The sequence below is a fragment of the Paenibacillus sp. J22P165 genome (assembly GCF_059692015.1).
Genome location: NZ_JCAUAP010000004.1, coordinates 233,399 through 247,008 on the forward strand (window position 1 = coordinate 233,399; position 13,610 = coordinate 247,008).

Genomic DNA, 13,610 nt, shown 5'->3' on the forward strand with positions numbered 1-13,610 from the left:
AAAGGAGAAGGGGAACGATGCAGCTGGACAAAGATTTGCAAGCCATGCAAGAAATGAGAGATGCCGTTAAGCGGGCGAAGGCAGCTCAATGGCAGTTTCAAGCATTCTCGCAACAAGACGTAGATCGCATCGTCAAAGCTATGGCAGATGCAGCATTTGAGAAAGCTTTCGAGTTAGCTTCACTAGCCGTCGAGGAAACGGGACTTGGCGTTGTTGCGCACAAAACGATTAAGAACCAAGTAGCTTCCCGAGACGTGTACGAGTCTATTCGCGATCAGAAGACGGTCGGTGTCATTAACGAATTTCGAGACAAGAAAATCATCGAGATGGCTGCACCCTTCGGTGTCATTGCAGGTATTGTTCCAACAACGAACCCAACGTCCACGGCTATTTTTAAAAGCTTGATTGCATTGAAAGCGCGGAATGCCATTGTATTTAGTCCCCATCCTTCTGCGGCGAAGTGCACGGTTGAAGCTGCCCGGATTTGTTCGCAAGCAGCCGTAGCAGCGGGTGCGCCGGAAGGCATTATCGGGTGGATCTCACAGCCGACGATGGAAGCCACAGAAGGCTTAATGAAGCATGCGGATATTCAGCTGATTTTGGCTACTGGCGGGAGTGCTTTGGTGAAAGCAGCTTACAGTTCGGGTAAACCGGCGTACGGAGTAGGGCCCGGCAACGTTCCGGTATACATTGAGAAATCCGCTGAAATATCCAAAGCTGTACAACGTATTGTCGATAGCAAAACATTTGATTATGGAACGATTTGTGCTTCAGAACAAGCTGTCGTTGTAGATCGGAATATTCGTGAGTTAGTCATACGTGAATTTAAGAATCAAGGTGCGTATTTCTTAAATGCAGAAGAGAAGAAGAGGCTGGAACCCATCATTTCCCCAGCTCTTGGAAAGCTCAATCCAAAGATTGTTGGTCGAAGCGCAAAGGTGATCGCCGAGATGGCAGATATCCACGTTCCTTCTGAGACGCGGCTGCTGATCGCAGAAGAAGTGCATATTGGAAAGGATATTCCCTTCTCCATCGAAAAGTTGGCTCCCGTTTTTGCTCTATACACAGCTGCTGGTTGGGAGGCGGCGGCTGTGATATGCGAGCAGCTGTTGGATTTAGGAGGAAGAGGGCATACGTTAGCTCTTCATACGACGGATGACGAAATCGCACGAACCTTCGCTTTGCGAATGCCTGTTTCACGAATTGTGGTGAACACCCCTTCGGCACTCGGTGCGGTTGGCGGAACGACGGGACTCAAGCCTTCATTTACGTTAGGTTGCGGTTCATTTGGCGGCAATATTACATCTGATAATCTGACGGCCCATCATCTCATGACTGTGAAGCGTCTAGCCTACGGGATCAAACAAGTAGATGTCCCTAAGCCCGCAATCCGAACAAACCCGCCTTCAAAGTCTGCGGGACAGCCTACCCAAGAAGAGCAAATCGCTGAAGTGGTGAATCTTGTGCTAGCTAAAGTGGGGGCTACAGGCCATGTAGATAAGGCCACCGTGATCAAACTAGTGCAACAAGTCATTGCCCACATCTAATCCCAATAAAATTAGGAGGAATTTCATATGTCCAGAGAACTTACAGCGTTAGGTATGATTGAAACAAAAGGGTTGGTTGCGTCCATTGAAGCAGCAGATGCGATGGTCAAAGCGGCAAACGTTCATATCGTTGGGAAGGTTCATGCTGGAGGCGGCCTTGTAACGGTGCTTGTTCGTGGAGATGTTGGTGCTGTCAAAGCGGCAACGGATGCAGGTGCAGCGGCAGCACAACGTGTTGGTGAGCTGCTATCCGTCCATGTCATTGCGCGTCCGCACAATGAACTGGAAAGCATTTTGCCTAAATTTGAGCAAGAAAAATAAGTGTTCGCACATCATGCCTAAGGGAAGCTGAGGTGATTCATCATGGATCCGCAAATCGTACAGTCCATTGTAGAAGAGGTCTTACTTCAACTCAATCAGGCTGGCCAAACAACACCAGGGATACCTATTGGCGTCTCAGCACGGCATGTGCATGTGTCCGTAGAACATCTGGAGGCCTTATTTGGTATCGGGTATGAGTTAACAAAAAAGGTGAGCTTATCTCAACCGGGTCAATTTGCCGCTAATGAAACAGTGCTCATTGTCGGACCGAAAGGCAGCATAGAAAACGTTAGAATCCTTGGACCTGCTCGTGGAGCGACCCAAGTAGAGATAAGCAGGACCGATGCTGTGAAGCTCGGATATCAGCCGCCTCTCCGAGAGTCAGGGGATGTTCAGGGCTCTTCACCCGTTACAATCGTAGGCCCGAAAGGCAGCTTATATTTGACGGAGGGCTTAATTATCGCGCAGCGTCATATTCATATGTCGCCTCAAGATGCGAAGATGTACGGCGTCAAGCATGGTGAAGATATTTTAGTCCAAATAGCTGGGCCAAGATCAATTGTGTATGACAAGGTACGAATTCGGGTGTCTGAACGATACCAACTAGAGATGCACATTGATACAGATGAGGCGAATGCCGCATGGCTTGTAACCGGAGATACCGGAATGATCCTATACGCATCTGCTTGTAAAGGCTGATCATGACATTACATCGGGATAAAGCGGTAATCGAGCAGATTGTGCGCGAAGTGATCTTAAGTTTGCAAGCTAAAGGAACGGGAATTGTGGAACAGAAACCAAGTTTACTCCTTGTTCATGAAGACAACCGTGAAGAAGGGGGAATTGAGAAGATCGCTGTGGCCTTACAGGCGAAATGGCAGGTATGTACCCTAACGTTTCACGCACAAGATCTTATGGCATCAGCAATCGGCAGCAGCCATGTTGTTCTGTTGGATATCAATCAGGATGTGCTAATCAAGGGAGCATTAGGATTCACTGACTCGGCTCCAAATGAGCTATTGGCAACACTTTTGCTTAGAGGAAAACCAGTGACTTTGGTCCCAGCACCTTCATTAGCATGGATCCTTCAACCTGCAGATGGGGATGAGCGACTGCCTGAATCAGCTAGACGTTATCGCGGCCACATCCTTAAGCACAAAGAGATGCTAAGCGCTTTTGGCGTGATATTTGCCAAGCAGGATGAATTGGAAGGTTACAAGGGAAATGTGCAGCTTGTTGAGCAAAGATTACTCACACAGCGCGATATACAGGAGTTGGATGTATCGACGATTACTGTATCTAGGCACACCATCATTACCCCGTTAGCGCGCGATGTGGCAAAAGATAAAGGGATTACGATTATTTTCAAACAATCATGAGGCGGTGAATCTATGCAAGTTGGTACAGTCATCGGAAATGTATGGGCGACTCGAAAAGAGGATGAACTTACGGGACTTAAGTTTTTGTTCGTTCAGCCGGAAGCGCCTAACGGGTCACCTATTGATACGCCATTGGTCGCTTTGGATCGCATTGGTGCAGGCATTGGAGATCGCGTCATGGTGACCAAAGGCAGTGCAGCCCGACTTGTCATCAAGGATAAAGAATTGCCGATTGATGCTGTCATTATCGGTATTGTAGATTCCATAGATGTAGAAAGCAGGTGAGCGGATGTCACAAGCGCTGGGCATGATTGAAACGAGAGGTTACATTGCTTCCGTAGTGGCTGCCGATGCTATGATTAAATCAGCGAATGTCACATTGATTAGGCAGGAGAGCGTTGATGCCGGACTGATGACAATCCTAGTGGCAGGGGATGTTGGCGCTGTCCAAGCTGCGCTTGATGCAGGGAAAGAAGCAGCGAAGCGAGTCGGCATATTGGTTGCAGCGCATATGATCGCTCGACCAGATGATGAAGTCAATCACATTCTTACTAAAAGGGATGTACTTGAATAGGTTGTAGAGGTGAGGGAATTGGTGTTTAAACGAAAGAAAATTGCTGTGATCGGGGCTGGGTTTACCGGTGCGACGACTGCGCTAATGCTGGCGCAAAAAGAGCTGGGTGATATCCTATTGATCGATATTCCGAATTTAGAAAACGCGACCAAAGGCAAAGCGCTGGACATGCTGGAAGCCGGGCCTGTGCAAGGTTTTAACAGTCAAATTGCGGGTACATCCCGTTATGAAGATATGCATGACGCCGATATGGTGATCATTACGGCAGGAATGGCTCGAAAGCCTGGCATGAGCCGTGATGATTTAGTTCATACCAATGCAGCTATTATGAAGTCCGTTTCTGAAAATGTAGCCAAATATGCGCCAAACAGTTACATACTCGTTCTGAGCAATCCCGTAGATGCCATGACGTATGTCTGTTACAAAACGACCGGCTTCCCCAAAAATCGTGTCATTGGTCAATCGGGCGTGTTGGATACAGCTAGGTTTAATACGTTTGTTGCCATGGAATTGCAAGTATCCGTAGATGACATCACAGGATTTGTACTTGGCGGTCATGGTGATGATATGGTTCCGTTAATTCGGTATTCAAGTGTTGGCGGTATTCCGATTGATAAACTTATTCCTCCAGATCGCTTGGAGGTTATTGTTCAAAGAACCCGTAAAGGCGGCGGCGAAATCGTAAGTCTACTAGGGAATGGAAGTGCCTATTATGCGCCAGCCGCCGCTTTGGTGCAAATGGCAGAAGCCATTCTGAAGGATAAGAAGCGTGTGCTCCCGTCCGTTGCATATTTAGAAGGGGAGTATGGTTATCAAGACATCTATCTTGGCGTTCCAACAGTTATCGGTGGAGACGGTGTTGAGAAAATACTGGAAGTGCAACTATCGGAACAAGAAAAACGTGATCTAGATAGATCTGCCGATTCCGTTCGTCAGGTGTTAGCTCATATGAATAAGTGAAATGCTACCCATAACCAAACGCGAAGCCTTATCTTTTAGGGCTTTTTTGCTTTTCAGTAACAATGTGCAAATATTTGCTTACTCCTTAAAGGACGTAACAATCATTTCATGGTAAAATAGTGAAATTATGCTAATTGCACTATCAGCTGAGGGGGACTCATGAAACTACACTTTCCATTATTTTTCGCTGCAATCTGTTTGCTGTCTATTATTTCAGATAAATTCCTGATGAGTTGGGTATCCAATCTATATTTGAAAGCTATTATCTTTGCTTTGAGTGTCGGCCTTGCGAATTACCTTATTGGAAAGAGCAGGCTGTCAGCTAAGCGCATAGCGACCCCAATAGGAATATTGATATTTGCAGCGGGTCTCACAACTGTAATCGTCAGCAATCACATCTAATTGTTCTACAAACTAACTTACGCAGAATCCGCATTATCTGGGCAAAAATTGCTCTTGCCGACACCAACCCTTACAATATAAGTATAGGCTTTCTAACTTTTCTGGAGGTGTAGTAATGGCAAATCAAGCAGGAATTCAACCCTTAATTTTGGATATGAATGTTAATGGGAACTCCTTCATCGTACACGCGGCATTGCTTTGGGACGAGCAGGAAGTCATTCTCGTGGATACGGGTATCCCAGGTCAGTTAGGACTTATACGCGAGCAACTTGCTGCAGCTTCCTTTCCTTTTGACAAGTTGACCAAAATCATTATCACTCACCATGACATGGATCATATCGGCAGTTTGCCTGAGCTGGTCAAGGCTTCAGAAGGACGGATCGAAGTGTTGGCGCACGAACTAGGCAAGCCTTATATTCAAGGTGAAGTACCTACAGTTAAACGCCAGATATTGGCTCCACCGACGAAAGTGGATGTAACGCTGCAAGATGGCGATATTCTCCCTTATTGTGGAGGCATTCAAGTCATTTTCACTCCTGGACATACACCAGATCATATCAGTTTGTATCACTTGAACAGCCGAACATTAATTACCGGAGACGCGCTAACGTCGCATGACGGCGTGTTGATGCCTCCGAATCCCCAATTCACCCCGGATATGCCGTTAGCGCTTGAATCGGTAGGCAAACTCCTGGACTATGATATTGAAACTGTCATTACATTTCATGGCGGCGTATGTACAGCCAATATTAAAGAACGTCTCGCTGAAATTGCGAAGGGTCAAGGGTAACATGCGCAAAGGCTACTAGCAAAGCTGGTTGTTAACAAAAATTCCGAGGATGCCAATGATCCTCGGAATGCTAGTAAACTTTTATGTCCCCAAATAATGCTCAACTGCCTCACTCACATTTCTTACAGTAAAAGTAGCCGCTGAGGCAGCACTTGTTTCTCTGTCACTGTCATTTAGTAAGATTGTGGTCCCGATTCCAGCTCTCAAACCGGCTTCAATATCACTCTCGTGATCCCCTATGATGACCGATGAAGCGGGATCTAGCTGGAACTCTTCTATGGCTTGTAGGATCATACCTGGATTTGGCTTTCGGCACGATGCCTCTCGTTTGTAAGCACCGATGCCGTGTACGGGGTGATAGGGACAATAATACACTTTGTCTATATGGATACCGTGAGCTTTGAACTGCCTCACCATCCATGCTGTTAATGCCCAAAAGTCAATTTCCGTGTAGTATCCCCGTCCGATACCTGCTTGATTGGTCACGATGATGAGTAAAAAACCTGCTTGCTGAAATCGCAGTAAACTCTCGAAGATCCCCTCTTTAAACTCGAAATCCTCCACTTTGTACACATACGTTTTATCAATGTTTATGACGCCGTCCCTGTCTAGCAAAAGCGCTTTTGGTCTCATTTGTCGCCACCTCTGGAGCCAAGCTTGTTTTTCGCTAGTTCATAGTCATCCGGAATACCAATATCGATAAAATAACTTTCGCTAGGGAAGCCATACATGTTAAGCGCCTGCACGCCAGGATTTTGTAAAAATTGCTCAAACGAAAAAGGAGCAGTCACCTCAAATGGAAGCCATATGTCGGTACGAGCGACGTAGACACCACCATTAATAAAACCGGATTCGCACTTCTGTTTCTCCTGGAAGCTTGTGACTCGATGGTCTGAACTTAGCGTAACGGTACCGTATCGGTCAAATTGTTTCATCGGTTTAAGCGAAAGCGTTAAGTCGGCAGCACAGTCTTGATGATAGTGCACCAACTGTGGGATATCGACGTGGAACATCGTGTCTCCATTTAGCAACAGTACTTGCTCGTCGGAGATTTGAGCCATCGCCTTTTTAAAGGCACCCCCGGTACCCAGCGGTTCTTCTTCTACGGAATAGGCGATTTGTAAGGCTCCCCAGCGATTTCCGAAATAGGAGCGTATGATTTCATTTTTGTATCCTACCGCGAGTACAACCCTCCGAATGCCTTGCAGTTCCAAGCGTTCAAGAATGTAACTTAGGAAGGGCCTACCCTGAATAGGAGCCATCGGTTTCGGTACATCCCGAATAACTTCGCGCAATCTCGTTCCCAATCCACCAGCTAAAATGATAGCTTCCATAGGATTAAAATCCCTTCCCAAATAGGGATTCTTCAACGATCGCGCACAAAATATGACCAACCATGATGTGTGCTTCTTGAATTCTCGGGGTTTCGTGGGAGGGGATACAAATGCACATATCACATAAAGCAGCCATTCGACCGCCCATTTCACCAGTGAGACCAATGGTTGTAATCCCCATGGCACGGCACATTTCTAACCCTTTTATCACATTGGGGGAGTTTCCAGAAGTTGAAATGGCAATAAATAAGTCCCCGGAACGGCCGCTCGCTTGAATTTGCCGTGCAAATAACTGTTCATATCCGTAGTCGTTTCCAATTGCCGTAAGCACAGAGGTATCCGTGGTAAGTGCGATGCAAGGCAAGCCAGGGCGATCGAAATAAAACCGGCTGACCAATTCCCCCGCAATATGCTGAGCATCTGCCGCACTCCCGCCATTGCCGCCAATCATGATTTTATTCCCGTTGCGGTATACCTCGATCATTTTTCTAGCTGTGCGTTCGATGACATTTAATATAGCTCGATCCGACGTCATCAGCCGTTTAATCTCCATTGCTCGTAATATTTCGCTGGTAATATAGGCCTTCACACTTATATCCTCCATCCTAGCGTACCGTTTTTTGTGAAATGGACTTGATACACTTTACCTCCTAATTCGTTCAAGCGATGGGTGACCTGTATGCGTTTGACGGGATCCACAATGAACATCATGAACCCGCCGCCACCTGCGCCAGATACCTTGCCTGCTAAGGCACCAGCTTGAATCGCCGTTTCATAGATGAAGTCGATTCGGTTGTTCGTGATCGAGGCGGCCATCTTCTTTTTGGCTATCCATGAATTCCCTAAATGCTCAGCGAACTTGGTAATATCTCCCTTCAAAATACATTCCTTGATGGCATAAGCCTCCGCTTTTACCATATGGGTCGCTTTCAGGGCAGACTGTTTTTTGTCTATCGTATTGCGAACTTGTTCGTCGATAATTCGGGAAGATTCCCTTGATGCTCCCGTGTAATATAAAATCATAGAACTTTCCAATTCACTGATAATCCAGTTTTTCACCCGAAGCGGGTTCACAATAACACGATTGTTTTCGTAAAACTCAATAAAGTTAAACCCGCCGAAAGTGGCTGCATATTGATCCTGCCTTCCACCGCCCCAGCCGACATCAATCCGCTCGATTTCATAAGCAAGTTGAGCAATTTCATATTCGCCGAGCGGTAGATTAAGCCATTCTACGAAAGCTTTCAGCATAGCGACAACCATTGTGGAAGATGAGCCGAGACCAGAACCGGCGGGAGCGTCCGAATAGGTGGTCATCCGAAAAGAGAGCGGTTGATTATGCATAAACTGCCGGATAATCCGGTTATACACGCCTTTATGCAAGCTCAAACAGCCGTCCAACGCAAGCTCCGGAAGAGCACTTGAATGGAAGTTCTCATTAAGATCCGCAGCGACAAAGGTAAGGGTACCGTCATCGACGACTTCAATCGTACAATAAGCGTACAAATCAATCGTTGCATTGAGTACGCATCCTCCATATACGTCGCAGTAGGGCGACACATCCGTACCGCCTCCGGCTAGTCCCAGCCTTAAAGGGGCTTTTGATCGAATGATCATGTGCTTCCTCCGTTCATTTGATGTCCAAAATATGCGTAACCATTTCAGCATATGTGCGAGTAGGACGACTTGTATGGACGGATTATACACCGTGAAAAATTCCATGATCGGATGCTTTCTGAAAATAAACGATTGTCCCATTCATCCCTATTGCCAAAGGAATAGTATAGCTATGTGAAATTGATTTCCGGCACGGGGGTGTAGGGGTGAAGCTGAAGGTTCGAAGAAAGAAGGTAAGAAAAGTCACATCTGTACACATTCGTAAGCTTCGAAAGCAGAGACGAACAGCTGCAGGACGGCGACTCATACTTAAACGTGGAAAAAACGTACATGCCCGTTGGAAGAAGCGGAATAAACGATCTCTTACGAAGGTAAATAAACGTAAACGTTCGCTAAGATTGAAACGTCGACGGATTCACAGAGGAGTGCGCCCTGTTGGCAAGCTGACGGTACCGGTTTGGGAACATCCGCTTGTCAGCATTATTATCCCGGTTTACAACAAATGGGATTATACCTATCGATGTTTAGTATCCATTGTGAAACATACCCATGACATCCCTTATGAAATCATTGTGGTGGATGATCTTTCTAATGATCGAACTGTCCGAATTGGACAGTTCGTTAACCCTATCACGGTCATCCGCAATCAGGTGAAGAGGGGGTTTCTGCGGAACTGCAATCATGGGGCAGCCGTATCCAAAGGAAAGTATGTCTTGTTTTTAAATAACGATACCCAAGTGACACCTGGTTGGTTGGCGCATTTAGTCGTATCGGCTGAAAGAGACTCAACCATTGGGATCATTGGCTCTAAATTGATCTATCCCGACGGAAAACTCCAGGAAGCCGGTGGCATTGTCTTTAATAACGGCTATGCATGGAATTACGGTCGATTAGATAGCCCGGACAAACATGAATACAACTATGTCAAAGAAGTGGATTATATCTCCGGGGCATCGCTCATGATTCGTAAAGATATCTGGCAGCATGTAGGTGGCTTTGATGAACGGTTTGCACCCGCATATTCGGAGGATGTAGATATAGCATTCAAAGTAAGACAACTTGGATTCAAAGTCATCTATCAACCCAAATCGGTTGTTGTGCACTACGAGGGTGTGTCCCATGGGACAGACGTCAAAACTGGCGTTAAGCAGTATCAAGTGATTAATCACCAGAAATTTAAAGAGAAATGGGCAGAAGTCCTCCAACGGAATCATCTTCCTGTCGGTGAACATCTCTATTGGTCAAGGGAACGCTCCAAGGATAAAAAGACCATTGTCATCATTGATCACGGTGTTCCAAGTTATGACAAAGATGCGGGCAGTCGAACGACATATATGTATTTGAAACTATTTGTGGATATGGGCTTTAATGTCAAGTTTATACCAGATAACTTGGTTAAACCGGAACCTTATAGCTCGGAGCTCGAACAACTTGGCATCGAGATCATACACGGACCGCAGAATCACAGTTATTACGAACAATGGATTATTCAGCACAAGGATTACTTGGATTATGTTCTGTTGAACCGGCCTAACATTTCTCATAAGTATATCGATCTCATCAAAGCCCATACCCGTGCTAAAATTTTGTATTATGGCCACGACTTGCATTACGTCCGTGAGCTGAAACGGTTCGGATTGGAGAATAATCGCGAGCTGCTTCTTTCTTCTCATTACTTTAAAAGGCTGGAGTTCGACATGTTTACCAAAGCGGATGTCGTCTTGACCTGCAGCGAATCCGAAAAACGAATTATCGATGGCCATTTTCCTAATAAAAATGCGGTATTGCTTCCAGCTTATTTCTTTGAGCGAACGATACCGAGAGATAAAACATGGGAACAACGCAACGGTCTGCTCTTTGTTGGCGGTTTCGGCCATAGTCCGAATACCGACGGGATTGTATGGTTCTGTCGCGAAATCTTGCCTATTGTTCAGCAATCGATTCCTGAAATACAGTTGTTCATCGCTGGCTCAAACCCGTCACCGGAGGTAGTAGGCTTACAATCAGATCGGGTCATTGTAAAAGGTTTCGTCTCCGATCAGGAGCTTCGGGAGCTGTATAGTTCGACGAAAATGGCCGTTATCCCGCTGCGTTACGGCGCAGGTGTGAAAGGCAAAACCGTGGAAGCCATGTGCCATCAGATGCCGTTGGTTGCGACCAGTACAGGGATTGAAGGACTGCAAAATATACGGCCAACGATTGAACCTAAGAATACGCCTCAAGCATTCGCCGAGGAAATTATTCGGTTATATAATGATAGCCGTCTATTAGACCAAAAGGCGGAACAAAGCAAGCAGTATGTGGAAACGTACTTTTCCAAATCAAAAGCTTTGGCGTGTATACAGTCAGCTTTATAGCGCTGTATATACATGAGAAAAAGTGACTGAAAGTTTCGACTTTCAGTCACTTTTTCTAGTTGCGAAGATGGACGTCTAACCGTTAACGTTTCGCTTTCTCGATCTTTCAGCCAAGTATCTGTCCATAACAGCCGGATGTTTCCCCGAATAAGCTTTCGTCAACACGCCAGGTTCATGCCGTAAACTGGATTGGGGACTGATTGCATCATGGTATTGAAAGACTGAAATAGGCTCAACCCGACTGGGAATTTCCCACATGTAGCGTCCGTACAGCTGGAGTTTACTATCATTCTTAGCGTCGTCGTAACGTATGCCAATGTGATTGCGCCACATGAGGTATCTATCGCCAGACGCGTGGATGTCATTTGCTGCACGTATTCGAATCGTATCGGGATTCATCCAGAATTGTACCCTAGGGAATGCGATGGTATCTGCATCCTTCTGGGCCATAAGCTCAGGCAATGCCTCATGGAATCCATCGTCCATAATTTCATCCACATCGATTGCCATAATCCAATCGCCGACGGCTTGATCGAGGAGGAAATTCCTTGCGGCAGACTCGTTCCAAACATTCGGGCCAGTCTGCTTAGGTTGGAACAACCGAAGGTTGGCACGGTTTTTCCACGAATTCATGATACGTACACTTGCGTCTGTACTTCCTCCATCCACGATCAGAATTTCATCTGCATAGGAAGCGACACTTTCGAGAAACAATGGGAGAACGTGTTCCGCATTCAAGATGGGTACGATGACGGAAAGCGTTGGCTTGGGCTCGATTAACGGCGTGTGTGAAGCAGCCACCGGTTCCGGCGCTAATGGAAAGGGAATGATAGGTCGACGCAGTCGCTTCACCAGACGAGTCGATCGTATAGATGATCTTCTTGTACGTTTTTTGACGAGTTGCAGCCCAGTCTTGCGCAAAGGTACTGTTCTCCGCGTTCGTTTCCTACTGGTGACATGTTTACTGCGACTTCTTTTTAATATCTTGCTTTTCCGTTTCGTTTGAGGGGCCTTCCTAAGTGCTAGCAGGAGAACTTTTTTCATTGATGACCTCCTTGGTGCAAAATTTGAAACGATTCAGCATCACCTGTACATTGCCGTTCCGATAATCCAAGTTAGTATATTCAAGCAGTTCGAGCCCTGAATGGACGGATAACTACATGTGCGTATTTGAGTGGCAAAGGATTGTAAGGGAGGTTGTCGAATAGAGTGTATAACATGACTCGTTAGGGGATTATTTTATGAGAAAATTCGGGTTGCCAGTATTCATTGTTGGGATGTGCTTGCTTTACATTTTCTTCATTCCATCGAATCCAGTGCCAGTCAAACTCCTATTTAAACTTATTCCGATGTGGCTTATTATGTGGTATGCGTATCTGCAGATTCCAATTCAAAGACAGCGTTACCATATGTACATCCTCATTGGGCTGTTTTTTTGCATGCTAGGTGACGGCCTATTAAGTATGTTCGTTATCGGTCTATCGGCTTTTCTAATTGGACATGTGTTCTATACGGCAAGCTTCCTAAGCAGGTGGAGTTTCTCGAAGCTGCGCTTTGCAGTCATTATTCCACTCACGCTGTATGGCTTAATGATGGGGCGAGAGCTTGTTCATGCCTTAGTTAGCGATGGTAAAGAGGGCTTAATTGTCCCCGTAATACTCTATTTAATTGTTATTTCTTTCATGGCATTCTCTGCGATAATGACAGGACATCCATGGGCGATCCTTGGAAGTCTGCTCTTCGTCGTCTCCGATTCGATTCTCTCGTGGAACATGTTTATCTCCGATGTCACCTACTCAGGTCCGTTGATTATGACGTCCTATTATGCGGCTCAATTCCTATTGGCGTATAGTATAGGAAAGTCGTCACGGGTATCGGCGGGGGTTGCGATGTAAGAGGGGAAAGGTATTGTTGTACTGAAAAATGAAGATAGTCATCTGATAAGGCAGTCGTCCAATGTGGATGGCTGTCTTTTATCATCTTCCAAAGCTCCCAATAGCTGCAAATATGCATCTTTTCGCGGAGCTTTTTTGTGAAATAGGAGGCAAAACTGCAAAGGTACAGGTTTTCAATGAAATTGGATCACAAATGGATAAATAAGGCTAAAAAAGGTGCATATTTGCATCAATTTGCGATTTTAGAGGGGGAACTAGCTAAAAGGATGCATAATCGCATCTGTTCGGAAGTGATGAACCTACTCGTATAGAAGAATGCGTAATCGCAATCCTTCTGTGATTCGCAAGAAATATATGGAAAAAACTAGGTTGACATTGTATGATGAAGTTATAAAATGAAACTCGATTTCATTTGATGAAACATTTGTTAGTGG

General features: G+C 45.8%; 15 protein-coding genes. 10 read left to right on the forward strand and 5 right to left on the reverse strand.

From position 1 onward, the window contains the following. Nucleotides 1-17: 17 nt before the first annotated feature. The 8 genes from AC58QM_RS11445 (at nt 18) to AC58QM_RS11480 (ending at nt 5,973) form a co-directional block, all read left to right on the forward strand. Nucleotides 18-1,547, forward strand: a complete 1,530-nt coding sequence (locus tag AC58QM_RS11445; protein ID WP_497283969.1) for an acetaldehyde dehydrogenase (acetylating) — start codon at nt 18-20, stop codon at nt 1,545-1,547. Between the two features lie 27 nt (nt 1,548-1,574). Then, entirely contained in the window at nt 1,575-1,868 is a 294-nt protein-coding gene (locus AC58QM_RS11450) for a BMC domain-containing protein (protein ID WP_430089281.1), read from the forward strand. Between the two features lie 42 nt (nt 1,869-1,910). Next, entirely contained in the window at nt 1,911-2,567 is a 657-nt protein-coding gene (pduL, locus tag AC58QM_RS11455; RefSeq protein WP_497283971.1) for a phosphate propanoyltransferase, read from the forward strand. A gap of 2 nt (nt 2,568-2,569) precedes the next feature. Further along, nucleotides 2,570-3,247 carry a hypothetical protein gene (locus AC58QM_RS11460; protein WP_497283972.1) on the forward strand — a complete coding sequence of 226 codons (678 nt, stop codon included), beginning with the start codon at nt 2,570-2,572 and terminating at the stop codon, nt 3,245-3,247. 12 nt (nt 3,248-3,259) lie between these two features. Continuing rightward, entirely contained in the window at nt 3,260-3,532 is a 273-nt protein-coding gene (locus AC58QM_RS11465; RefSeq protein WP_497283974.1) for a EutN/CcmL family microcompartment protein, read from the forward strand. A 4-nt stretch (nt 3,533-3,536) separates the two neighbouring features. Next, nucleotides 3,537-3,821, forward strand: a complete 285-nt coding sequence (locus tag AC58QM_RS11470; RefSeq protein WP_497283976.1) for a BMC domain-containing protein — start codon at nt 3,537-3,539, stop codon at nt 3,819-3,821. A gap of 18 nt (nt 3,822-3,839) precedes the next feature. Further along, nucleotides 3,840-4,781 (forward strand): malate dehydrogenase, encoded by a 942-nt coding sequence (gene mdh / locus AC58QM_RS11475; RefSeq protein WP_497283978.1) that lies wholly within the window; start codon nt 3,840-3,842, stop codon nt 4,779-4,781. A gap of 517 nt (nt 4,782-5,298) precedes the next feature. Next, complete coding sequence (locus tag AC58QM_RS11480; protein ID WP_497283980.1) at nt 5,299-5,973, forward strand: MBL fold metallo-hydrolase; 675 nt, start codon at nt 5,299-5,301, stop codon at nt 5,971-5,973. Nucleotides 5,974-6,054: 81 nt separating this feature from the next. Here the strand turns inward: AC58QM_RS11480 and AC58QM_RS11485 are convergent, their stop codons facing one another. Genes AC58QM_RS11485 through AC58QM_RS11500 form a run of 4 tightly spaced genes read right to left on the reverse strand, consistent with a single transcriptional unit; the run spans nt 6,055 to nt 8,924 of the window. Next, nucleotides 6,055-6,606, reverse strand: coding sequence for a D-glycero-alpha-D-manno-heptose-1,7-bisphosphate 7-phosphatase (locus tag AC58QM_RS11485; RefSeq protein WP_497283982.1), 552 nt, complete (start codon nt 6,604-6,606; stop codon nt 6,055-6,057). After that, the gene (locus AC58QM_RS11490) at nt 6,603-7,307 is read right to left on the reverse strand and encodes a nucleotidyltransferase family protein (RefSeq protein WP_497283984.1); all 705 of its coding nucleotides are present in this window, start codon (nt 7,305-7,307) and stop codon (nt 6,603-6,605) included. The genes AC58QM_RS11485 and AC58QM_RS11490 overlap by 4 nt, the downstream gene beginning before the upstream one ends. 4 nt (nt 7,308-7,311) lie before the next feature. Continuing rightward, nucleotides 7,312-7,896, reverse strand: a complete 585-nt coding sequence (locus AC58QM_RS11495; RefSeq protein ID WP_497283986.1) for a D-sedoheptulose-7-phosphate isomerase — start codon at nt 7,894-7,896, stop codon at nt 7,312-7,314. 2 nt (nt 7,897-7,898) lie between these two features. Next, nucleotides 7,899-8,924 (reverse strand): GHMP family kinase ATP-binding protein, encoded by a 1,026-nt coding sequence (locus AC58QM_RS11500; RefSeq protein WP_497283988.1) that lies wholly within the window; start codon nt 8,922-8,924, stop codon nt 7,899-7,901. 206 nt (nt 8,925-9,130) lie between these two features. Between AC58QM_RS11500 and AC58QM_RS11505 the strand changes: the two genes are divergently transcribed. Then, nucleotides 9,131-11,281 (forward strand): glycosyltransferase, encoded by a 2,151-nt coding sequence (locus AC58QM_RS11505; protein ID WP_497283990.1) that lies wholly within the window; start codon nt 9,131-9,133, stop codon nt 11,279-11,281. A 75-nt stretch (nt 11,282-11,356) separates the two neighbouring features. On the opposite strand, the gene AC58QM_RS11510 is transcribed toward AC58QM_RS11505, so the two are convergent. Beyond that, nucleotides 11,357-12,325: a glycosyltransferase gene (locus tag AC58QM_RS11510; protein ID WP_497283992.1), complete on the reverse strand. Its 969-nt coding sequence runs from the start codon at nt 12,323-12,325 to the stop codon at nt 11,357-11,359. A 197-nt stretch (nt 12,326-12,522) separates the two neighbouring features. Between AC58QM_RS11510 and AC58QM_RS11515 the strand changes: the two genes are divergently transcribed. Then, nucleotides 12,523-13,176, forward strand: a complete 654-nt coding sequence (locus tag AC58QM_RS11515; RefSeq protein WP_497283994.1) for a lysoplasmalogenase — start codon at nt 12,523-12,525, stop codon at nt 13,174-13,176. Nucleotides 13,177-13,610: the final 434 nt, after the last annotated feature.

Bases quoted from the DNA above. Each gene is read 5' to 3' on its own strand.
- AC58QM_RS11485 (WP_497283982.1), bottom strand. From the start codon at position 6,606: ATGAGACCAAAAGCGCTTTTGCTAGACAGGGACGGCGTCATAAACATT.
- AC58QM_RS11460 (WP_497283972.1), top strand. From the start codon at position 2,570: ATGACATTACATCGGGATAAAGCGGTAATCGAGCAGATTGTGCGCGAA.
- AC58QM_RS11510 (WP_497283992.1), bottom strand. From the start codon at position 12,325: ATGAAAAAAGTTCTCCTGCTAGCACTTAGGAAGGCCCCTCAAACGAAA.
- AC58QM_RS11515 (WP_497283994.1), top strand. From the start codon at position 12,523: ATGAGAAAATTCGGGTTGCCAGTATTCATTGTTGGGATGTGCTTGCTT.
- AC58QM_RS11450 (WP_430089281.1), top strand. From the start codon at position 1,575: ATGTCCAGAGAACTTACAGCGTTAGGTATGATTGAAACAAAAGGGTTG.
- pduL (WP_497283971.1), top strand. From the start codon at position 1,911: ATGGATCCGCAAATCGTACAGTCCATTGTAGAAGAGGTCTTACTTCAA.
- AC58QM_RS11490 (WP_497283984.1), bottom strand. From the start codon at position 7,307: ATGGAAGCTATCATTTTAGCTGGTGGATTGGGAACGAGATTGCGCGAA.
- AC58QM_RS11465 (WP_497283974.1), top strand. From the start codon at position 3,260: ATGCAAGTTGGTACAGTCATCGGAAATGTATGGGCGACTCGAAAAGAG.
- AC58QM_RS11445 (WP_497283969.1), top strand. From the start codon at position 18: ATGCAGCTGGACAAAGATTTGCAAGCCATGCAAGAAATGAGAGATGCC.
- AC58QM_RS11480 (WP_497283980.1), top strand. From the start codon at position 5,299: ATGGCAAATCAAGCAGGAATTCAACCCTTAATTTTGGATATGAATGTT.
- AC58QM_RS11500 (WP_497283988.1), bottom strand. From the start codon at position 8,924: ATGATCATTCGATCAAAAGCCCCTTTAAGGCTGGGACTAGCCGGAGGC.
- AC58QM_RS11470 (WP_497283976.1), top strand. From the start codon at position 3,537: ATGTCACAAGCGCTGGGCATGATTGAAACGAGAGGTTACATTGCTTCC.